Below are 22,560 nucleotides of genomic sequence, written 5' to 3'. Positions count from 1 at the left end.
ATGCAGCTCCCTTACATCCCCGCCGATGTCCCGTTCACGGGTGATCAGAAGGCCTGGCTGGCCGGATTCCTCGCCGGTCTGAACACCCGCATCGCCATGCCGTCCCAGTCCGGAGTACCCGCCGCCGCTGCCGTCGCGTCGGTCGGGGCGGCCGATGGCGGAATCCCTCTGCAGATCGTCTTCGGCAGCCAGACCGGCACCGCCGAATGGCTCTCCGAGCAGACCGAGACCCTGGCCCGGACACACGGATTCGATCCCGTGCGGTGTGATCTGGACTCACTCGACATCACCGCACTGTCGGCGGCACGCCGCCTGCTGGTGATCACGTCCACCTACGGCGAGGGCGACATGCCCGACAACGCCGAGCTGTTCTGGCGGGCTCTCGCCGCCCCGGACGCCCCGCGGCTGGACGGACTCTTCTACGGCGTCCTCGGGCTGGGCGATTCGATCTATGACGGGTTCTGCCAGGCCGGCAAGAACATCGACACCCGCCTGGCCGAGCTCGGCGCCACCCGCGTCGTCGATCGGGTGGATTGCGACGTCGACTTCGAGGAACCCGCCGATGCCTGGATCACGCAGGCGGTTCCGGCACTGGCGGCGGTCGACGCGGACACGCCGGCGAGCGGGGTCGCGGCCCTCGGAGCGTCCGAACCCGAGGCGATCGTCACACCCGAGCCGTCGCCGGAGCCGACGTCGTCCGAGCAGGCGTCGGGCACACGACGCGCCAAGTCGAAATGGACGCGGAAGAACCCGTACCCCGCGGCCATCGTCGCCAATTCCCTGTTGTCGGCCCCCGAGTCCGACAAGGAGGTGCGCCACCTGGTGATCTCCCTGGGCGACAGCGGTATCGAGTACCAGCCCGGCGACGGGATCAGCATCTCGCCGGTCAACGACGCCGAACTCGTCGAGCGGATCATCACCCGACTCGGGGTGTCGCCGGACACGATGATCACTGATCGGAAAACCGAACGCACGTTGCGGGACACCCTCACCCGCCACGTGGAGATCTCCACACCGTCAAAATACCTCGTCGACTACATCGCACAACGCAGCCAGGACGCCGAACTCACGCACCTGACATCGACCGGCGACCGGGAGGCCCTCGATGCATGGCTCTGGGGCAAGGACGTTCTCGATCTGCTCGACGTCGACCCCACCCTGACGGTCACCCCGGAGGAGTTGCTCGCCGAATTGCGGCCGCTGCAGCATCGCGTGTACTCGATCTCGTCGAGCCCCGTCGCGCACGCCGGCACCGTGCACATCACCATGGCCACGGTGCGCTATCGGTCAGGGGAACGCCAGCGCGGCGGAGTGTGTTCGACCTACCTCGCCGACCGACGCCCCGAGGGCACCCAGGTCGAGGTGTTCATCTCCGCCAACAAATCGTTCCGGCTGCCCGCCGACGACACCAAGATCATCATGATCGGACCGGGGACCGGCATCGCACCGTTCCGCTCGTTCCTGCACGAGCGCGCCGCACGTGGTGCGCGCGGCGGGAACTGGCTGTTCTTCGGCGACCGGCATCGCGACCACGACCACATCTACGCCGAGGAGATCGACGGCTTCGTCACCAGCGGAGTCCTCGACCGCCTCGACCTCGCGTTCTCCCGCGACCAGGAGCACAAGATCTACGTCCAGGACCGCATGCGCGAACGGGGCGCCGATCTCTTCGCGTGGCTGTCCGACGGCGCGCACCTCTACGTATGCGGCGATGCCACGCGGATGGCCCACGACGTCGACACCGCGCTGCACGACATCATCGCCGAGCACGGCGGGATGTCTGCGGAGGGGGCCCAGGATTACGTCGACGATCTCAAGCGCGCCAAACGATATCTGCGCGACGTGTACTGACCATTTCCGACTGGACCCCACACCGATCCTGGCACAGGACACGGGAAAGGAACGGCAACGATGCCCGAATCACCCCGACCATCCGACTCCGAGCACACCGGCCGCGGGTCGCGTCCGGAGTGCGGTGAGCGGTGCAGCTGTCCGCGTCCGAACGGATCGGCCAACGACCTCGACACGTTGCTGGCCACACCCGGGTTCTCGGGATCCCTGCTCGGCTCCGACGTGACCGCGGTTGCGGACCAGTTGCCGTCGCTCGAGCGGGTCGTCGGGGTGACGGTGGCCGGCCCCGTCCTCATGAACGACGTCGGAACCCATGAACTGCCGGTGGGTATCGGCGGACCGATCCGGTGCCGGCCATCGCGGATCTCGCTGCGCCTCAATCCTGCTCGGCTCGGCTCCGCGCTGGTCACCGATCCGGCCGCACACGTGCCGCCGACTCTTCGCATCTTCGATGCGTTCGGAAACACCGCGCACGCGAGCTATCTCACCGAGACGTCGGACCGGCTCGCGTTCGAGTCGCTGTCGCTGGCGACCGACGGGTTCGACGGCACAACTGCCTCGCATCGTGTCATCGGCGGCACCGCCGACGCCGTGGCACGTCACGACGACACCGCCGAGGGTCGCGACACGCCGCCCGCCGACGATCAGATCGCCCAGTTCGATACGGTGCTCGAAGACGGTGGCACACAGCGACTCCGGTCCATGCCAGGCCGCAGCGGGGACGGTTTCGCCCGCGTGGAGTCCCGCCGGGCTGTCGCCGCGTTCGAGCACGCCGCGCTGCTCGGGATGCCGATGACCATCGCCACCGCCGCACCCGGCTGCATCCAGATGCGCCACGACCGGCTGGACGGTGCGCGTGAACATCGCGGATCCATGGTGATCGCGTCGGGCACCTGCCGCGCGATGATCAACTTCAACCTCGTCACCGAGTGCTGGGTGACCTGGACCGACGGCGTCTGGGGTCGGACCGGTTCCATCGAGCTCTACGATCGGCACGCCCGCTGCAGTTTCATCGCGACGCAGACGGGTTCGGTGTCGGCGGAGACCTTCGACGGCTGGAATCAACTGGTCGCCGACGTCGCCGGCTGAGGGCCGCCTACTGACCACCGCCTCTGCTGACCGCCCGTCGGCGACCGGGCCCACACCTCCCGCCGATGGTGCGCGGATTCTCGCCGAGCGGGCGCCGGATTTCGTCGACCGGGCTCGCGGGGTGGCTCGGGGAGTGGGTGAGGTCGCACGAGAACCCGTGTCAGAGTTGATGAACTCGACGAGTGGGGCCACCATCGCTTCATGACGCAGCCGGGCTATGACGCACTCGCGGCCGAATACGCAGCCGCCTTCCCGTCGGCGTTCCGGTCCGAGCTGGAGCGCCACGCCGTCGACTGTTTCGCCGACATGCTGGCGTCCGAAACCGGAGACACGCCGTTCGTGATCGATATCGGTTGTGGTCAAGGTCATATCGCTGCCCATCTACACGCCCGGGGGATGTCGGTTCTCGGAGTCGATCCGAGCGCGGAGATGTTGAGGTTCGCCCGACGCGAGTACCCGGGCATCCGCTTTCTCGACGACGACGCCGCCTGTGTGTCCGCGCCGGTGGAACAGTGCGCCGGCCTGATCGCGCAGTTCAGCCTCATCCACGTCGAGCCCCGACGCATACCGGGCATCCTGGCGTCGTGGCACCGACGTGGCGGCCCGGGCACCTGTGTACTGATCGCGATGCAAGGCTCCGACGAAACCGGCATCCACGAATTCGACCACTTGGTCGCGCGGGCGTGGCGGTGGCACCCGGACACCTTGTCGATCACACTCGCCGACACCGGGTTCGAGGAGATCTTCCGGATGATCCGTCGGCCGGACTCCGACCACCGGCATCCGGAGGTGTACCTGATGGCACGCGCCCGATCGAACGACACGACATCTGCGCCTCACCGGTCGTAGACACCGAGCGAGCCCATCCCCCGAAGGTGATGGGCTCGCTGGATGGAGATCTGTGCACGCTCGGCGCGAAACCGGGCCCGCTCGACGGATCAGTCGTCGTTCATCGCTCCGGGCGCGGTCTTCTGCACCTGCATCAAGAACTCGATGTTGGTCTTCGACTTCTTGAGCTGGCTGATGAGCAGATCGATCGCCTGCTGCGAGTCGAGCCCGGACAGCACCCGACGCAACTTGTGCACGATCGCGAATTCCTCGGGCGACAACAGCAATTCGTCCTTGCGGGTACCCGACGGATTCACGTCGACCGCCGGGAACACCCGGCGCTCCGCGATCTTGCGGTCGAGCTTGAGCTCGGCGTTGCCGGTGCCCTTGAACTCCTCGAAGATGACGGTGTCACCGGTCGATCCGGTCTCCACCATCGCCGTGGCGATGATGGTCAGCGACCCGCCGTTCTCGATGTTGCGCGCCGCGCCGAGGAAGCGCTTCGGCGGATAGAGAGCGGTGGAATCGACACCACCGGACAGGATTCGGCCGGACGCGGGCGACGCGTTGTTGTACGCGCGACCGAGTCGGGTGATCGAATCCAGCAGCACGATGACGTCCCGGCCGTTCTCGACGAGGCGCTTGGCCCGCTCGATCGCCAGCTCGGCGACCGACGTGTGGTCTGACGGCGGACGGTCGAACGTCGAGGCGATGACCTCACCGTTCACCGAACGCGTCATGTCGGTGACCTCTTCCGGACGCTCGTCGACGAGGACGACCATCAGGTGACATTCCGGGTTGTTGACGGTGATCGCGTTGGCGATGTCCTGCAGGATCGTCGTCTTACCGGCCTTGGGCGGCGACACGATCAGGGCACGCTGGCCCTTGCCGATCGGCATGATCAGGTCGATCACGCGGGTGTCGATCCGGTCCGGGGTCGTCTCCAGACGGAGGCGCTGATTCGGATAGAGCGGGGTCAGCTTGCCGAACTCGGGGCGCTTCTTCGCCGTCTCGATATCGGTCCCGTTGACCGTGTCGAGCCGCACCAACGGGTTGAACTTCTGGCGCTGGTTGGGCTGTTCACCCTCACGGGGCACCTTGACGGCGCCGGTGATCGCGTCGCCGCGACGCAAACCGTTCTTGCGCACCATGTTCATCGACACGTACACGTCGTTCGGTCCCGCGAGGTACCCGGAGGTCCGGACGAATGCGTAGTTGTCGAGGACGTCGAGGATGCCGGCCACGGGCTGCAACACGTCGTCGTCGGAGACCTGGGGTTCACCGGAGCCCGACGAGTCACGGTCGCGCCCACGGCGACGTTCGCGGAAGCGACGACCTCGCCGGCCGCGGCCGGTGCCGTCGTCGTCATCGTCGCGGTTGTTCTGACGACCGTCGCGGTTCTGGCCGCCACCCTGATTCTGGTTGTTGCCCTGGTTGTTCTGGCCGCCGTCGCGATTCTGGTTGTCGCGGTTCTGGCCACCATCCCGGTTCTGGTTGCCGTCGCGGTTCTGGTTGTTGTCGCGGTTCTGACCACCGTCACGACCCTGCCCGCCGTCGCGGTTCTGGTTGCGATTGCGGTTCTGGTTGCGATTGCGCTGGTCGCCGCCACCGGTGGAGTCGCTCTGGCGGTCATTGCCGGCCGACTTCGTGTCGGCCGCGTTGCTGTCGGCAGACTTGGTGTTGCTGTCGGCGGTCTTGGTGTTGCTGTCGGCGTCAGATGCTGCCGGGGCGGCGCCGTTGGAGGCCTCTGCCTGCTCGTTGTCCGACGACTCGACGCGTGCACGCCGCCGTGTGCGGGCCTGCGGCTCCGCATTCTTGGGGGCGTCGTTCTTGGGTGCATCGTTCTTGGCGGCATCGTCACCGGAGGCGCCGTCCGACAGGGCCATCTGGCCGTCGGCGCTCTTGGCGGCCGGAGCCGAGCCCGCCTGGCGTTCCTTGATCGCGGCGATCAGGTCGCCCTTGCGCATCCCCGACGTCCCCTTGATGCCCAGCTCGCCGGCGAGTGCGCGGAGCTCGGTCAGCACCATCGCGGAGAGCCCGGTGCGGGCGCGGGTCGTGGAGCCACTGGCCGATCGAGCCGACGTCCGGGCACCGGAGGCCGGGGCGTCCGTGCTCGACGTGGGGGTCGGTTCAGTGATCAGGTCCGTATCCGTCACGGATATCCTTTCGTTCCCCCGCAGACCGAAGCTGCGTCAGGGGTCATTGCCACCCCGCCTCACTTCAGGCGGGACTTCGTCCTCATCGGAGCGTGTCCGCTCGGGATTCTCCTCCGTGGACGGTCAGAAGAAATATGGTCCGCTGCGTGTGTCCGCTGGTGCTGCTCGGCAACTCCTGACAGGAGATCGTGCGACCGGAATCGACCGGAGGGCAAGATCGAGATCGGGAGAGAAGCACGGCAAGACTTATCTGCGCGGCTAGACCAGTATATGGTAACTCGTTCGCATGATAGGGGCAACACGCCGCTCCCGCCATTCCACGGCGAATCGATGAGAGCGACCGCCGTCACACGGATCAGGAACGCCCGTGGGTGACCTCGACGCCACCGGCGATCGCGACACTCGACGGCACGAAGCCCAACCCGATCGCGACGTCGCGATCCTCGGCCGGCACCGGCCCGACACCGAGTACGAGGACGGTGGGCCCGGCCCCCGAGACCGTCGCCGCGTGACCGCGTTTGCGCAGCGCAGCCACCAATTCCGCGGTCGGCGGCATGGCTTCGGCGCGGTAGTCCTGGTGGAGCCGGTCCGCGGTGGCCGCACACAGGGCCGCGGGATCGTCGGTCAAAGCGACCACGGCGAGCGCCGAACGGCTGACGTTGAACACGGCATCGCGACGTGGCACCGCATCGGGCAGCAGGCCACGGGTGTACGACGTCGACGACTCGGTGGACGGGACGAAGACCGTCGCGGTGATGTCGGGATGCACGGCCAGACGCCGTGCGAGGTAGCGGACGCGGACCGCGTCCGTCGCCCCCACTCCCCCGACCCTGTCCGATTCCATCCAGGTCACCACTGCCGACCCGAGCACGCTCGCCGCCGCATTGTCCGGATGGCCCTCGAACTCCGAGGACAGCTGGACGAGCTCGGCATCGTCGAAGGCGTCACGGATGCCGGCCTCCACGAGGAGCCCCGAAGCCGCCGCCAGGCCGGACACGGCCGCCGCGGCGGACGAACCGAGTCCACGGGAATGGGGTATCGCGTTGACACATCGCAACTTCAGGCCTGAGGCGGTCACACCGGCAACCGCGAGTCCCCGCGCGATGGCACGGGCCACCAGATGACTCTCGTCGCGGGGGACGTCCTCGGTCCCCTCGCCGCTGACCTCCACCTCGACACCGGACGACGTGGTCTCCACGATCAGTTCGTCGTAGATCCCGAGGGCGATACCCAGGCAGTCGAAACCGGGCCCGAGGTTCGCGCTGGACGCCGGAACCCGGACTCGAGCCGAAATGCCCTCCGGCAGAATCACCTTCGCATCTCCCACCAATGCGTCATCGGTCATCGCGGTGGTCGTACCCGTCGATTCAGCGGACGCCGAGAGCATCCGCCACCGCGACCGGATCCACCGGAATCGCCTCGACCTCGGGCATTCCGGACAATGCCGTGTCCGGATCCTTCAGACCGTTACCGGTCACCGTACACACGACGGTCGAGCCTGCGGCGATCCACCCGTCTGCCCGGGCCGCGAGCAGACCGGCGACGCTGGCGGCCGAAGCCGGCTCGACGAAGACACCTTCCCGACCGGCGACGAGGCGATATGCTTCGAGCAGCTTCTCGTCGGTGGCTGCCCGGAACTGGCCACCTGACTCCTCTTTTGCCGCGACCGCCTGATTCCAGCTCGCCGGGGAGCCGATTCGAATCGCGGTGGCAACGGTCTCCGGGTTCTTCACCGGAGCGCCGTTGACGAGCGGCGCGGCACCCGCCGCCTGGACGCCGAGCATCCGCGGCACCGACGAACTGATCCCGTCCCGGTGGTACTCGGTGTAGCCCTTCCAGTACGCGGTGATGTTCCCGGCGTTACCGACCGGCAGAGCGTGTACATCCGGCGCCCGCCCCAGAACGTCGACGATCTCGAACGCGGCGGTCTTCTGGCCCTCGATCCGCGACGGGTTCACCGAGTTCACGAGTTCGATCTCGGTGAACTCCGCGGTTGCCTTCCGCGCGAGTTCCAGGCAGTCGTCGAAATTGCCCTGGACCTGGATGATCTTGGCGCCGTGCATGACCGCCTGGGCCAGCTTGCCCATCGCGATCTTCCCCTCGGGGATCAGGACCGCACAGGTGATCCCCGCGCGGGTGGCGTACGCGGCGGCCGATGCCGACGTGTTCCCGGTCGACGCGCACAGCACCGCGGTCTTGCCGTTGTTGACGGCCGTGCTGACCGCCATGGTCATGCCGCGGTCCTTGAACGAACCCGTCGGGTTGAGCCCCTCGACCTTGAGGTAGACCTCGCAGCCGGTGACCTCCGAGAGGTGCGGCGCGGCGATCAGTGGCGTACCACCCTCGAGGAGGGTGACGACCTGCCAGTCGTCACCGACCGGCAGGCGATCGCGATACGCCTCGATCAATCCGGGCCAGCGCTGATGCACCGGGGTCGCGTCAGTCATCGGTTCCTTCCAATCGCAGAACGCTCGACACCTTGATAACGGCATCCATGTCTTCCAGTGCCGCAACGCATTCCGACTGCGCACGGTCAGGCGCGCGGTGGGTCACCACGATGAGCCGGGCATCCTCGCCCGCGCCCTCCTGGCGCACCGCGGCGATGCTGACCGCGCGCTTGGTGAACTCGCCGGCGACCTGGGCGAGCACGCCAGGACGGTCGGCGACCTTCATCGAGATGTAGTAGCGGGTCGGCACGTCGTCGATCGGCGCGATCGCCAGCGACGCATACGTCGACTCCAGCGGGCCGCGCCCACCGTGCACCTTGTTCCGTGCGGCCATCACCATGTCCCCCAACACCGCCGACGCCGTGGGTGATCCACCCGCGCCCTGCCCGTAGAACATCAATCGCCCGGCGTTCTCCGCTTCGACCACCACCGCGTTGAAGGCGCCGTTCACCGTCGCGAGCGGATGGCTCAGCGGGATCAGCGCCGGATAGACGCGAGCCGACACCCGCTGGCGCCCGTCGGCATCGTGCACGCGCTCACAGATGGACAGCAACTTGATCGTGCAGTCGAACTTCTTCGCGGCCACCAGGTCGGCGGCGGTCACCGTGGAGATCCCCTCCCGGAACACGTCCGCCGCGGTCACCCGGGTGTGGAAGGCGATCGACGCGAGGATGGCCGCCTTGGCAGCGGCGTCGTAGCCCTCCACATCGGCCGTCGGGTCCGCTTCCGCATAGCCCAGCCGCCCCGCCTCCGCGAGCGTGTCGGCATAGGCGGCGCCGGTCTCGTCCATCGCCGAGAGGATGAAGTTGGTGGTGCCGTTGACGATTCCGGCCACCCGCTCGACGGTGTCGCCGGCGAGCGACTGCATCAGCGGCCGGACCACCGGGATGGCGCCGGCGACGGCGGCCTCGAAATAGAGATCGACCTTGGCCTCCGCGGCTGCGGTGGCGAGCTCGCCGGTGTACTCGGCGAGCAACGCCTTGTTCGCGGTGACCACCGACTTGCCGCTCTCGAGCGCCGCGCGGATCAGCTCGCGTGCCGGATCGATGCCGCCCATCAGTTCCACCACGATGTCGACGTCGGCGCGGGCCACCAGTGCGGCTGCATCGTCGGTGAGCAACTCCTGGCTGATCTTGCGCGGCCGGGTGAGGTCTCGGACCGCGACACCGCGCAATTCGACGGGCGCACCGACACGCGCCCGCAGATCACCGGCGTTCTCCGCGAGGATCCGCACCACCTCGGCACCGACGTTTCCCATGCCGAGCACAGCCACGCCGATGGGGCGGGTACCCGAGGCGGATGTCGGGTCGCTCGGGGTCTGGTTCATTCGGAAACCTCCAGGCTCAAGATGTCGTCGATCGTCTCGCGTCGCAGCATCAGTCGTGCGGACGAATCCTGCACCGTCACCACGGCCGGCCGCATGGCCATGTTGTATCGACTCGACATCGAGTAGCAGTATGCGCCGGTGGCCGCGACCGCGACCAAGTCGCCCGGTGCCAGATCCGCGGGCAGCCAGCAGTCCTTGATCACGATGTCGCCGCTCTCGCAGTGCTTCCCGACCACTCGGCTGACCACCGCCTGCGCCTCGGACACGCGCGAGACCAGCCGGATGTCGTACTCGGCCTGATACAGCACGGTCCGGATGTTGTCGCTCATGCCACCGTCGACGGACACATACCGCCGGGACAGGTTCTTGCCGATCGTCACGTCTTTCACGGTGCCCACCCGGTACAGGGTGACGGTGCCGGGGCCCGCGATCGCGCGGCCGGGCTCCACCGCGAGGGTCGGCATCGGGAGACCGACGGCCGCGGACTCGTGGCGGAGGATTTCCGCCAGCCGCTCGGCGACGTCACCGATGGGCAACGGGTCGTCTTCCGGCAGATACGAGATACCCAGTCCGCCACCGAGATCCACGATGGACAGCTGCGCTGTCTTGTCCACGCCGAACTCGGCCACCACGTCCTTGAGCAGGCCCAGCACACGATGCGCGGCGAGCTCGAACCCGTCCATGTCGAAGATCTGGGAGCCGATGTGGCTGTGCAGACCGACGAGCCGCAGGTTGTCGGTCGCGAACACCCGGCGGACCGCATCCATGGCGACGCCGCCTGCGAGTGCGAAACCGAATTTCTGGTCCTCATGGGCGGTCGAGATGAACTCGTGGGTGTGCGCCTCGACTCCAACGGTGACGCGCACGAGGACATCGGCGACCAGACCTCGATCGCCCGCCAGCTGATCGAGACGCTCGATCTCGACCATCGAGTCGAGCACGATGTGGCCGATGCCGGCGTCGAGCGCCATCGCCAGCTCGTCGACGCTCTTGTTGTTGCCGTGCAGGGCGATCCGCTCCGGCGGGAAACCCGCACGCAGCGCGACGGTCAGTTCGCCCCCGGAGCACACGTCGAGGGACAGACCCTCCTGGTCGACCCAGCGCGCGACCTCGGAACTCAGGAAGGCTTTCGAGGCGTAGTGCACCCGGCCGTAGGGGCCGAATGCCGCCACCATGTCGGCACACCGCGATCGGAAGTCGGACTCGTCCACCACGAACAGCGGGGTCCCGTAGGTCTCGGCGAGCTCCTCGACGCCGACCCCGGCGAGGCGGACCTCACCCGAGGAGTCCCGAACGGCATTGCGGGGCCATACATTTGCCGGTATCGCAGCCAGCTGGACCGGATCGTTCGGCCGCTCCGCAAGGTGCGGTGCGGCGAGCAGCTCGGCATGCCGGGGTCCGGCCGGGTGCGCGTTCACATCCGCTCCGGTGCGCTCACGCCGACCAACTCGAGGCCGTTCGCCAGGACCTGCCGCGTCGCCCCACACAGGGCGAGCCGCGCCGCATGGATGTCACCGGCGGGTTCGTCCCCTTGCGGGAGGATGCGGCAACGTGCGTAGAAACGGTGGTAGGCACCTGCCAGGGTCTCCAGATACCGGCAGATCCGGTGCGGCTCGCGGAGTTCGGCGGCGGTCGCCACCACCTCGTCGAAATCCCCGATCGTACGGATGAGTTCGCCCTCGGCCGGATCGTCGAGCAGATCGAGATGATCCTGCGACGGCTCGAGGCGCAGCTCGGCAGCGTTGCGCGACAGCGCCGACAGCCGTGCGTGCGCGTACTGCACGTAGTAGACCGGATTGTCGTTGGACTGCCTGCGCAACAGGTCGAGGTCGATGTCGATGTTCACATCGACCGACGACCTGATCAAGGCGTACCGGGCGGCGTCAACACCGACGGCGTCGACGAGGTCGTCGAGGGTGATCACGGTGCCCGCCCGCTTGCTCATCCGCACCGGCACACCGTCGCGGACGAGGTTGACCATCTGGCCGATCAGCACCTCGACGGTCTGTGGGTCATCGCCGAGCGCGGCGGCCGATGCCTTCAGCCTGGTGATGTAGCCGTGGTGGTCGGCACCCAGCATGTAGATGCACAGGTTGAACCCGCGGTTGCGCTTGTCCCGGTAGTAGGCGATGTCGCCTGCGATGTAGGCGGCGTTACCGTCGCTCTTGATCACGACGCGGTCTTTGTCGTCGCCGAAGTTCGTCGTCCGGAGCCACCAGGCGCCGTCGTTCTCGTAGAGGTTGCCGTTGGCCTTGAGCTCGGCGATGCATTCGTCGACGAGACCCGAGGTGAACATCTTGTTCTCGTGGGTGAAGACGTCGAAGTCGGTGCCGAACTCGTGCAGGCTCTCCTTGATGTGATCGAACATCAGGTCAACCCCGACCGCCCGGAAGGTCTCCAGACGCTCGCCGTCGGGCTGGTCGAGCACGTCGGGGACTTTCGCCACGACCTGCGCCGCGATCTCGCCGATGTAGTCACCGGCGTAACCGTCATCCGGGGTCGGTTCGCCTGCGGCCGCGGCCTGCAGCGACTGCGCGAAGCGGTCGATCTGTGTGCCGTGGTCGTTGAAGTAGTACTCGCGGGTCACCGCGGCACCTCGCGCGGCGAGCACCCGACCGAGTGCGTCACCGACTGCTGCCCAGCGGGTGCCTCCGAGGTGAATCGGTCCCGTCGGATTCGCCGAGACGAACTCGAGGTTGATCCTGCGGTCGTCGAGCTCGGCGCCACGCCCATAGTCGGCGCCGGCCGACAGCACGGTCGCGACCACCGAGTTCTGCGCGGCGGCCGCCAGCCAGACGTTGACGAACCCCGGGCCTGCGACCTCGGCCTTCGCGATGCCGTCGGTCGCCGTGAAAGCGTCGGCCAGCCAGCCGGCCAGCTCGCGCGGTGCGACGCCCAACTTCTTGCCGAGTTGGAGCGCGATGTTCGTGGCGTAGTCGCCATGGTCGGCGTGACGAGGGCGCTCCACGACGACGCTGTCGGGCACGATCGAGTCGTCGAGCCCGTGGTCACGGACAACGGTCAGCGTCGCGGCGGCGAGCAGCGCGGCGAGGTCGGCAGGAGTCACGGCTCACCATCCTATTGGCCCGAGCCCAACAGGGGATAATCGCCTCCGCCCGCCGTCGTCGGGCGAGCCCGATCGAGCCGTTTTGTCGACCAGTAAACTGTCCGTCGCTGCGCCTCACACCGGCCGTGGCCACATCAGAGAGTAGGTCGATGGCAGGCAAACCCGGGGGGAACACACCCAAGTCCGGTAAGCGACCCGGATCTGTCCCCAGTGCGTCGGGCAGGCAGATCGACTGGTTCGTCGTCGGTGCGATCGTGCTGGTGATCGCGCTGATCGCGGGACTTCTCGCGTATCTCCTCCCCAAGTTCCTCGACGACCGCGAGGCCGACGGCCTCAAACCACAGACCGTCACGGGGTTCGTGCCGTCCGCGCAGGATCCGGACCCGTCCACGCGGATCCCCGACGTGACCAAGGTCTATTACCGCGCCGGCCAGCACGTGCGTGCCGACCAGCGCGTCGCCTACGACCAGTCGCCGCCGTTCGGCGGCCCCCACGACGAGGTCTGGGCGACCTGTACCGGCATCGTGTACCCGAACCCGCTCCGTTCGGAGAACGCCGTGCACGCCCTGGAGCACGGGGCCGTCTGGATCACCTACAACCCCGACACGATCAGCGCCGCCGACCGCGACACGCTCGAGAAGAAGGTGTCCGGCGAGCAGTTCCTGTTCGTGTCGCCCTATCCCGGTCTCGACCACCCGTTGTCGCTGCAGAGCTGGGGACACCAGCTGAAGCTCGATTCGGCGGGCGATCCGCGCGTCGACCAGTTCATCACCGCGCTGCGCCGGAACGCCACACCCGGTGTCTACCGCGAGAATCCGTCGGAGGCCGCGTATCCGGAGACCCAGGCCGCATGCGCGGCGATCCCGGGAGCGTTCGATCCGAGCGATCCGCCACCCGCCGACCAGGGCGCACCCGGGCCGGACGCGGTGAAGATGGACGGCTCCGGCGGAGCTCCGGCATCCGACGAGAACGCCGGCGCCGGCGCGCCGATGCCGGCGGGCTGAGGAGCAAGCGATGAGCGATCGACCCGCCGAGGCGGGCGCCACGGACTCTGATCACCGGGCGCCCGACCCCACCGGCTCCCGGCGCACATTGCTCACCACCCTCGGGGTGGTGGCGGCATTGCTGATCGGAATGGCGCTGGGTCTGCTGATCGCCGCGATGCTGCACAGCGATGATGTGCAGGCCGAGGAGACGCCGTCGGCGGACTCCGCGGCGGTGGGTTTCGCGCAGGACATGATCCGCCATCACGAGCAGGGTGTGGAGATGGCCACGATCGAACTCGAGAACGGCACCGATCCGCAGGTGCGCAGCATGGCGTTCGACATCCTCACTGCGCAGAGCAACGAGATCGGGCAGATGCAGTCGTGGCTGACCCGCTGGGGCTACCCGCTCATCAACCCGAATCCCCCGATGGCGTGGATGGGCCACGAGATGGCGGCAGATACCCCGGCCCCCTCGACCCCTGCCGGCCACGATCACGGCGATCACGGCGATCACGACGGGCACGACATGGGCTCGATGCCGCCTGCTGCGATGCCCTCGGGCGACATGCCGTCGGGATCGACGGCGGCGGGCACCGACACCCCGCCCATGCCGGGGATGGCCACCACCGCCGAGATGGACCGGCTCCGGAGCCTGCGGGGTGCGGCCGCCGATGTGTACTTCCTGCAACTGATGCTGCGCCATCACGAGGGCGGCCTGCACATGATGGAGTACGCGGCGGACCCGGCCAACGTGTCCGAGGACTATGTCCGCAGTCTCGCGACGGCGATGAAACAGACGCAGGACAAGGAGATCGCGGTCATCGAGCAGATGCTCGCGGAACGTGGCGCCGCGCCGCTGCCGATGAGCTGACGGTCGCCGCCGTCATGCCCGGGACCATCGGGGCAGGCTCAACCCCGCGGACACCAGGAAACAGAGAGCGCCGACGAACGTGCCCGCGCTCGCCACCTCGTCACTGACCGTCTGGCCTGCGGAGGTCACGTACGCGCCCACCGCCGACAACCCGAAGGCGATGCAGCCCAGCAGGTTGATCTGCGTCGCCCACCAGTCGCGCCTGCGCGGGGCCCAGATCCGGACGACCTGGGCGAACACGATCACCGCGAGGATTCCACTCGCCAGGAACGCGACCGAACCGGCGGCGTCCGGCGACCACACACGACGACGCTCCTCGGTGACCGTGGCGGCGTGGAGAGCTGCCGCGGTACTCGCGTTGAACAGCAGTGTCCCGGCCAACTGCGTTGCGGCCGAGAGCCACTCACCGCGGAACTGTTTGCCACCGTCGGCGGTCGCGGTGGTGGCCGCGCCACTGAGCGCGTATTGGATCGCGGCCGCTCCGGTGAAGAACCAGGCACCGACGAAGAAGCTCAGATTCGCCGCGGAAGCGCCCGCCCACTCCATGAATCCGGGCGCGGAGCCCAGTGCGAACAGCGCAGAGCCGATCATGAATCCCCAACACTGCTTCTCGAGCGTCGCCGACAGGAATCGGGTCGGGCCCTTCGCCGCTACGACATCACTGTTCACCCCTGCATTCTGGTGGATCCGGCGGGGAGATGACGCACGTTGAGGCAGGATCGTCGTCGGACAGCACGAGCACCCCGACATCAGGAGCGCCCCGATGCAGACCGTCACCCTCGATACCGACCTCGACGCCGACGCCGACGCCGTCTGGGCGGCGATGCTGTTGCCGTCGACCTTCGAGCATGTCTGTCGTGGCCTGTTCAGCGTCCCGGCGATGGGCTCCCGAACCGAGTCCATGCAGGAAGGGGACTCGGGAACCGGGTGGCTGTTCGCCTTCCATGTGATCCCGGCCTATCGGCACTCGATCGAGGTCGTCGAGGTCGACCCCCAGTCCCGCACGATCCGCACCCACGAGCACGGCGGTGTGCTCCGCGTCTGGAATCACACCCTCCAGGTGGAGCCGCTGTCGGATGTCCGCAGCCGGTACCGCGACACCATCGAGATCGATGCCGGACGTCTGACACGGATCGTCTGCGTCGTGGCCACCGGGATCTTCCGGTACCGCCAACGCCGGTGGCGGGGCTTCGCGCGGACTCTGCCGCTCCGAGGGGACTGACCTGACGCCTTTGCCGTATGCCCAACGGTTTTCAGATCAGGCGGGTCAGCCGGTACCGCGGCGCCGCAGTCTGCGGTGAGGTGGTGCCGGAGGCCGGCAAGAACTACACGGTGCCCCCGGCAGGATTCGAACCTGCGGCCTTCTGCTCCGGAGGCAGACGCTCTATCCCCTGAGCTACGGGGGCTCAACGGGCGAGGGTTAGCGTAACGCACGTGCGCCACCCGAACCCAATCGGGTCGTCACGACACACCGAGCGCTCCCGACATGCGGATGTGGGAACCACTCTCCCCACGCACGACGTGAAGTTGGGCCGGAATCCGTGCCCGCAGCTCGTCGACGTGGCTCACCACACCGACGACACGTCCGCCCGAGCGGAGGTCGTCGAGGACGCCCATCACCAGGTCGAGCGCTTCGGGATCGAGAGCACCGAACCCCTCGTCGATGAAGATCGTGTCGAGCACGTGACCGCCGGATTCTGCGGCCACCACGTCGGCGAGGCCGAGGGCGAGCGCCAGTGAGGCGAAGAAGGTCTCACCGCCGGACAAGGTGGTGGTCGGCCTGATCGCTCCGGTGTACTCATCGCGGACCTCGATGCCCAGCCCACCGCGGCGCCCGCGCGGCCCGACGGCATCGGAATGCACGAATTCGTAACGGCCCGAAGACATCTGGTGCAACCGAGCGGACGCCGCCACCAGAACCTCCGTCAGCCGGGCAGCCAGCACGTAGGACCGCAACGACATCCGCCGTGAGTTCTGTCCGCGTCCGCTCACCAGCTCGGCGAGGCCTTGGAGCTCATCGTGGCGCGCCCGCATCGGAGCGAGCACGTCGGCGGCCGCCCAGAACTGGCTGACGTAATCGTCCAGATCCCGCAGACGCCGAACCGCCACTGCGCGACGACTCGTGGCCTGGTCGCGCATCTGCCGGGCGGACGCCAGGCTCGAGTCGAGGGCATCGGCGTCGACCGGCTCGGCGGCCATCGCAGCACGTACCTCAGGGTCGGCGAGGGTCGATTCGGCTGCCGCCCGCATTCGCGACGCCCGCAGCACCATCGCCTCCCACTCGGACAGCCGGGCCTCCGACGTCAGCGCCGCGGTGGCCTCCGACGGGTCCGCGAAGCCTGCGGCGGCACACTTCTCGACGAGCCGGTCGACGGCGTCCGCACGTCGCTGCCGGACCCGGACCAGTTCGTTCCGTGCATCGCGCAGGCGCGCCGCACGACGACATAGTTCCGCCAGTTCGGCACGTCGCTCGGCCACACCGGTACGCCCGCCGGTGGCTTCGGCGACGTCGGCATCGAGGGCATCGAGGGTGTCGCGCAGCGCGGTGAGCCGTTCGCGCCGCCCGGCCTGCGCGGTGTCGGCATCGCTGCGTTCGACACGTACCGACTCGATTTCGGCCTCGACGGCCTTCAATGCGGCCTCCAACGACGAGGAGCGTGCCGCAGAGCGCTCTGCGTCCCCGAGGTCGGCGGTGTTCTGCGCGCGGTCGGCGTCGATCTGATCCCGGGTGACCCCGGCGATGGTGGAGTCGAGGTGGGTTCGCCGTTCGACGAGTGCGGCACGATCCGACTCCGCGGCCGAGCGTCTGTCCGCGGCGCGCTGGGCGGCCGCGACGGCTGCGGCTTCCTGCGCCTCGCCGATCGGCGTCGCCGAATCGCTCACGGCGGGCAGCGGATGCTCGACCGATCCGCAGACCGCACACGGCGATCCGTCCATCAGCTGACCCGCGAGCTCGGCCGCCATACCGGTCAGCCTCCGTTCCCGGACATCGAGGAGACTCTCGCGCGCACTCGTGTGGTGTTCACGCGCATCGAGGACCTGCTTTTCGGCGCGGGCGATCTCGGGCTCGAGCGCCTCGCGATCGGCAACGGCCCGGGCGATGGTGCCCAAGCGGTCTCGCTCGGCGTGCAGGCGCGGCAGCCGGGCTCGTGCCGCGATCGCATGCGCCAGTTCGGCGGACGCTTTCTCCCGCCGCTCGGGCGCCTGCCGGAGAAATGAGTCCATCTCGCCGAGTCGGCGCTCGGTGACGTCCATCTCGTCCCGGAGCCGGTCGATGTCGGCGACCAGCTCCGGGCGCCGGTCGACGCGGGCGCCCAACGGTTCCCAGCGCCCGGACTCGGCGGTCCACCGCTCGATCGCGGCATCGAGGGCACCTTCGGTGCTGCTGCGACACAGTGGAGCCCCTTCGTCGAGCGCGGCCAGTTCGGCATCGAGCCGGGCGCACTCCGATTCGGCGGTGGCCAACGCCGCTGCGGCGCGGTCCCGGTCCTCGACCATCGGCGCGATGGGTGCGGCTCGACGCCCGGCCTCGAGGGCCGCGGTGATCGTCGCCAGTTCCGCTCCCTCCTCTGCCAGCCGCGCCAATCGCTGTGCGGCCTCGTCTCCGCGCCGCCGACAATCCACCAGCCGTGCACCGTGATCGTGGGCGGCCTGCGCTCGATCGAGCACAGCCTGCGCCCCGGTCAGCGCGTCTTCGCACTCGGCCGCATCCGTACGCGCGGCGTCCAGGCAGTTCTGTGCCCACTCCATGTCGGGATCGGCGACGTCGGTGCCGCCGAGAGCGACGATCTGGCCTGCGATACGATCGGCAGCCGACGTCCGCTCCGTCAGTGCACTCGCACTCTGCCGCGCCCGCTCGCGCAGCCACTCCTCGAGGTCGCCGAATCGCTCGGTGTCGAACAGCCTCTCCAACAGCCTTTCTCGGTCTTCGGAGGTCGCTCGCAGAAACCGTGCGAACTCGCCCTGCGGCAGCAGCACCACCTGGAAGAACTGGTCGGCGCTCATCCCCAGCAGGCGGGTGACCACCTCGCCGATCTCCGGCAGTCGCGTCAGGTCCGGGCCCGAATCGTCCAGCCACACCAGCGTGCCCCGCGCATTGACCTTGGTGGTGCCGGTACCGCGCTTCTTGGGCCGGAGGTGATCGGGTGACCGGGTGATGCGCAGTCGACGTCCACCGATCGTCGCCTCGAGCTCGACCTCGGGCACCTGATCGGCCGACGAATGATCGGAGTGCAAGCGGCGGTTGGTGTCCCGGGCGCCGGGCACCCGGCCGAAGAGCGCGAAGGCGACGCCGTCGAGCACTGTGGTCTTGCCCGCGCCGGTCTGCCCGTGCAACAGGAACAGTCCGTCGCCCGCGAGTGATTCGAAGTCCACCACCACCTCGTCGGCAAACGAACCGAATGCGCGCATCCGCAACCGATGCAACCTCATGCCGACTCCGCCACGCCGGTCTCCACGTCGAACAGGGTCAGCTCCCCGCCTGATCCGCCATCGGATTCCGGCTCACCGACGACCGCACGGACCGCCCGATCGATGAGTGCACGTTCCCGCGCGGTGGGGACGTCACGCACGTCGCTGACGAAGGCGGCGATGATCTCGGCATCGGTGCGGCCGTGTACCCGCGCCCGATAGTCGAGTCCGTCGCCGAGGTGAGGACGATCCCATTGCACATGCACTGCGTGCGGAAAACGTTCCCGCAGTCGACGCATCGCGTCGACCGGACGCACCGGATCGGTCAAGACGGCCTCGACGTAGTGGTCTTCCACCTGGTTCAGCGACTCGTCGGTGAGGAGTTCGTCGATTGTGCCCGCCAAGGAACTCAGCCCGCGGACGGTCGGGAGTTCCCTGGCGCGCACCCCGGCGACACCGTCCGCGTCGAGGTCGACGACCCACACCGACTTGTGGTCGGAACGCTCGCCGAACGAGTACGGCAGCAACGACCCGCTGTACCGGACCGCCTCGCCGAGTTGCTGCGGTGAGTGCAGATGCCCGAGCGCCACATAGTCGATCCCGGAGAAGGTCTCGGCACCAACGGTTTCCACACCGCCGACACTGATGGATCGTTCGGATCCAGAGGCGAGGGCGCCGACCACGAAGGCGTGTGCGGCCACCACCGACCGCGTGGACCGGGTGGCCAGATCTGTGCGAACCCGGTCCATCGCCGCCCGGAGCACCTCGGTATGGGTGCGGGCGTCGTCGACACCGAGGTGCCGCCGCGCGGTTTCCGGTTCGAGATATGGGATGCCGTAGATCGCCACCTCACCGAACTCGTCGCCCAGGACGACCGGTTCGTCGATCTCCTCGAGGGAGGTCCGCAGGTGCAGCCCACCCGCCGACGCGAAACCGGACCCGGATCCGAGACGGGTCGGCGAGTCGTGATTGCCCGAGGTGATGACGATCTGGGCACCCGCAGCCGCGATCTCGGCGAGCCCGCGGTCGTACACGCGCACCGCGTCCGCCGACGGGACGGACCGGTCGTACACGTCGCCGGCGACGACCACCACATCGGCCGACTCCTCGGCCACGACCGCGGCGAGGTGCGACAGCGCAGCCATCTGGTCGTCGAGCAGCTCGACGCCGTGGAAGGTCCGACCCAGGTGCCAGTCGGAGGTGTGGATGATGCGCATGCGCCCACCCTACGAGCGGCTCCCGACAGACTGTGGGAGGCAAAGCCGCACCCGTCGGCACCGACCACGCCACTCGGGGCGAGATCGGTGCTGACGGTGATCGAAGCGCGGGGTCAGGTGGCCTGCGCTCCCGTGGCGGCACCCTCGCCCACCTGATCCGGCGCGACCGGGGGCACGCCCGGGGTCTGATGCTTCGGCTTCACGAAGAACAGCGCGGCCACGACGCCGAACAGGAGCACCACGGCCGGCAGGTAGAGCGACTGGCCCATCGCGGTGGCGAATCCGTCGCGCACCATTTCGGGGAGTTGTCCGCCCGCACTGTGGTGCTCGGTGTCGACGCCCGGCAGCTGCGCGGCGAGCCGGGTCTGCATCAGTGCGCCCACGGCGGCGCTGCCCAGCACCGACCCGATCATCCGCGTGGTGTTGTAGACGCCGGCACCGGCACCGGCCTGATGCCACGGCAGGTTGCGGGTCGCGGTGGCGGCCAACGGCGCCCAGATGCCCGCCGATGCGACACCCATCAGGCACATCGGGATGATCAACTGCCACACCGGGGTCGCCGGCCGGGCGATCATGCCGAGCCAACCGACGGCAATTGCGTTCAGCAGCAACGAGGTCGCGATGATCGTGCGGGGATGGACGCGGTCGAGCACACGGCCGACGATCGGCGCCAGGGCGCCGGTGAGCAGTGCCATCGGGACCATCATCACCGCCGAGCGGGTCGGCGACATCCCGCCGACGAGCTGCAGGAAGAACATCGTCGGGATCATCAGTCCGGAGATCGCGAATCCCATCGATGCGATACCGATGTTGGCCAGGGAGAAGTTGCGGTCCCGGAACAACGAGAGCGGCACCAGCGGTTCGCCCTTGATCCGCGACTGCCAGTAGATGAAGAGAGCCATCACCAGCAGACCACCGACGATGAGGGTCCAGATCCAGCCGTTCCAGTTGTACTTCTCGCCGTCCTGGATGCCGAACACCAACGCCGACAGACCGATTGCCGACAAGGCGACGCCGATCCAGTCGAATTGGTGGTCGTGGGTCTCGACGTCGGGAACGAGCACGTACGCCAGCACCAGGCCGACGATGCCGACCGGGATGTTGACGAAGAAGATCCACTCCCAGCCGAGGCTGTCGGTGAGGACTCCGCCGAGCAACGGGCCGACGAGCGTGGCCACGCCGGCCACGGTGCCCCAGACACCCATTGCCGCGCCACGCTTCTCGGGCGGGAATATGCGGGTGATGAGCGCCATCGTCTGCGGCGTGATCAGCGCGGCACCGACACCCTGCAGGGCGCGGGCGGCGATCAGTTCGCCGATCGACCCGGACAGTCCGCACCACACGCTCGCGATGGTGAAGACCAGCAGACCGAGCTGGTAGACGCGTTTGGGGCCGAATTTGTCGCCGAGGCGTCCGGTGATCAGCAAGGGCACGGCGTAGGTCAGCAGGTAGGCGCTCGTCACCCAGACGATGCCGTTCACGTCGGTGTCCAGCGCGGTCTGGATCTGCGGCTGGGCAACCGCCACGATGGTCATGTCGACCAGGATCATGAAGAAGCCGACGCACAGCGCCAGCATCGCGGCCCAGGGTCGCGTGGTCACCTGCGCGGCGGGGGTCGGGGTGGAGGTCATTCGTCTGTCGCTTTCTGGTGGAGGGCGCCCGCGATGACAGAGCTGCCCCGATAGGGGGAACCCGGGTCGTCGAGCCATTCGATGGTGGAGTTCTCGAGTCGGTCGACGAGGTCCTCGACCCAGTCGATCTGAGTGCGCAGGGTCGCGATGCGGCAGCCGATGTCGAGGTAGAACATCTCGGGTGTCCCCCGCTCCCGGACTGCGGCGACACCGCCGTCCAGCTCGGTCAGCTCCGCGCGCATCGCCTCGAGCCGCATGGTCAGCAGTTCGACCACCCGCGCCCGGGGCAGCCCGTGCGCCTCGGAGAGTGCGAGGTAGAGCTCGGGGTATTCGACGGGATGGCGGGAGACGATCTCTTCGAGGCTCTCGAACAAGGTGCGCCGACCGAGCTCGGTGATCGCATAGACGGTGCGTTCGGGACGGTTCCCCTCACGCTGGACGTCGTGGACCTCGATGAGTTCCTGGGAGACCAACCGGTCGACCGTGTGGTACATCGTGCCCGGCCGGAACTTCGCCAGACGATCTTCTCGTCGTTCGACCGTCGTCTGGAACATCTCGTACGGATGCATCGGCCGTTCCGCGACAAGACCCAGTACCAGTACCGCCAATGGCGGCAGGGGACCGCATGCCTTGGCTCCCACCACACCTCCCGAATTGATCCGCAGCAAATATTCCAGGTG

At 68.1% G+C, this 22,560-nt stretch carries 17 protein-coding genes and 1 tRNA gene; 6 read left to right on the top strand and 12 right to left on the bottom strand.

All coding sequences use genetic code 11. The annotated features are described in order from the left end of the window. The 3 genes from OVA31_RS19960 (at position 1) to OVA31_RS19950 (ending at position 3,789) form a co-directional block, all read left to right on the top strand. Positions 1-1,851, top strand: a complete 1,851-nt coding sequence (locus tag OVA31_RS19960; RefSeq protein ID WP_267628329.1) for a sulfite reductase subunit alpha — start codon at positions 1-3, stop codon at positions 1,849-1,851. A gap of 60 nt (positions 1,852-1,911) precedes the next feature. Then, complete coding sequence (locus OVA31_RS19955) at positions 1,912-2,940, top strand: heme transporter (protein WP_267628328.1); 1,029 nt, start codon at positions 1,912-1,914, stop codon at positions 2,938-2,940. A 201-nt stretch (positions 2,941-3,141) separates the two neighbouring features. After that, positions 3,142-3,789: a class I SAM-dependent methyltransferase gene (locus OVA31_RS19950; RefSeq protein ID WP_267628327.1), complete on the top strand. Its 648-nt coding sequence runs from the start codon at positions 3,142-3,144 to the stop codon at positions 3,787-3,789. Positions 3,790-3,878: 89 nt separating this feature from the next. On the opposite strand, the gene rho is transcribed toward OVA31_RS19950, so the two are convergent. From rho to argS, 6 genes are all read right to left on the bottom strand, one after another. Beyond that, positions 3,879-5,924 (bottom strand): transcription termination factor Rho, encoded by a 2,046-nt coding sequence (gene rho, locus OVA31_RS19945; RefSeq protein ID WP_267628326.1) that lies wholly within the window; start codon positions 5,922-5,924, stop codon positions 3,879-3,881. 355 nt (positions 5,925-6,279) lie between these two features. Next, entirely contained in the window at positions 6,280-7,311 is a 1,032-nt protein-coding gene (thrB, locus tag OVA31_RS19940) for a homoserine kinase (protein WP_420714090.1), read from the bottom strand. Then, positions 7,292-8,371: a threonine synthase gene (gene thrC / locus OVA31_RS19935; RefSeq protein WP_267628324.1), complete on the bottom strand. Its 1,080-nt coding sequence runs from the start codon at positions 8,369-8,371 to the stop codon at positions 7,292-7,294. Before thrC ends, thrB begins: the two co-directional genes overlap by 20 nt. Continuing rightward, positions 8,364-9,698 (bottom strand): homoserine dehydrogenase, encoded by a 1,335-nt coding sequence (locus OVA31_RS19930; protein WP_267628323.1) that lies wholly within the window; start codon positions 9,696-9,698, stop codon positions 8,364-8,366. The genes thrC and OVA31_RS19930 overlap by 8 nt, the downstream gene beginning before the upstream one ends. After that, a complete protein-coding gene (gene lysA, locus OVA31_RS19925) occupies positions 9,695-11,116 on the bottom strand; it encodes a diaminopimelate decarboxylase (RefSeq protein ID WP_267628322.1) in 1,422 nt (473 codons plus the stop codon). Before lysA ends, OVA31_RS19930 begins: the two co-directional genes overlap by 4 nt. Continuing rightward, positions 11,113-12,765: an arginine--tRNA ligase gene (argS, locus tag OVA31_RS19920; protein ID WP_267628321.1), complete on the bottom strand. Its 1,653-nt coding sequence runs from the start codon at positions 12,763-12,765 to the stop codon at positions 11,113-11,115. The genes lysA and argS overlap by 4 nt, the downstream gene beginning before the upstream one ends. A gap of 149 nt (positions 12,766-12,914) precedes the next feature. Here argS and OVA31_RS19915 point away from each other — a divergent pair, with 149 nt between their 5' ends. Then, a complete protein-coding gene (locus tag OVA31_RS19915) occupies positions 12,915-13,769 on the top strand; it encodes a DUF3105 domain-containing protein (protein WP_267628320.1) in 855 nt (284 codons plus the stop codon). Positions 13,770-13,779: 10 nt separating this feature from the next. Then, on the top strand, positions 13,780-14,622 hold the full coding sequence (locus tag OVA31_RS19910) for a DUF305 domain-containing protein (RefSeq protein WP_267628319.1): 843 nt from the start codon (positions 13,780-13,782) through the stop codon (positions 14,620-14,622). Between the two features lie 12 nt (positions 14,623-14,634). Here OVA31_RS19910 and OVA31_RS19905 read toward each other — a convergent pair whose 3' ends face one another. After that, on the bottom strand, positions 14,635-15,291 hold the full coding sequence (locus OVA31_RS19905) for a hypothetical protein (protein ID WP_267628318.1): 657 nt from the start codon (positions 15,289-15,291) through the stop codon (positions 14,635-14,637). A 94-nt stretch (positions 15,292-15,385) separates the two neighbouring features. Here OVA31_RS19905 and OVA31_RS19900 point away from each other — a divergent pair, with 94 nt between their 5' ends. Continuing rightward, entirely contained in the window at positions 15,386-15,844 is a 459-nt protein-coding gene (locus OVA31_RS19900; RefSeq protein ID WP_267628317.1) for a hypothetical protein, read from the top strand. Positions 15,845-15,955: 111 nt separating this feature from the next. On the opposite strand, the gene OVA31_RS19895 is transcribed toward OVA31_RS19900, so the two are convergent. The 5 genes from OVA31_RS19895 to OVA31_RS19875 all read right to left on the bottom strand — a co-directional run bounded on the left by OVA31_RS19895 (position 15,956) and on the right by OVA31_RS19875 (position 22,521). Beyond that, a tRNA-Arg gene (locus OVA31_RS19895) sits at positions 15,956-16,028 on the bottom strand. Positions 16,029-16,083: 55 nt separating this feature from the next. Continuing rightward, entirely contained in the window at positions 16,084-19,053 is a 2,970-nt protein-coding gene (locus tag OVA31_RS19890) for an AAA family ATPase (RefSeq protein WP_267628316.1), read from the bottom strand. Further along, positions 19,050-20,249, bottom strand: a complete 1,200-nt coding sequence (locus OVA31_RS19885) for an exonuclease SbcCD subunit D (protein WP_267628315.1) — start codon at positions 20,247-20,249, stop codon at positions 19,050-19,052. The genes OVA31_RS19890 and OVA31_RS19885 overlap by 4 nt, the downstream gene beginning before the upstream one ends. Before the next feature lie 113 nt (positions 20,250-20,362). After that, a complete protein-coding gene (locus OVA31_RS19880) occupies positions 20,363-21,880 on the bottom strand; it encodes an MFS transporter (protein ID WP_267628314.1) in 1,518 nt (505 codons plus the stop codon). Next, positions 21,877-22,521 carry a PadR family transcriptional regulator gene (locus OVA31_RS19875; RefSeq protein ID WP_267628313.1) on the bottom strand — a complete coding sequence of 215 codons (645 nt, stop codon included), beginning with the start codon at positions 22,519-22,521 and terminating at the stop codon, positions 21,877-21,879. Before OVA31_RS19875 ends, OVA31_RS19880 begins: the two co-directional genes overlap by 4 nt. Positions 22,522-22,560 lie beyond the last annotated feature (39 nt).

Source organism: Gordonia sp. SL306, from assembly GCF_026625785.1.
GTDB lineage: Bacteria > Actinomycetota > Actinomycetes > Mycobacteriales > Mycobacteriaceae > Gordonia.
This window is presented reverse-complemented; position numbering and strand designations above follow the sequence as displayed.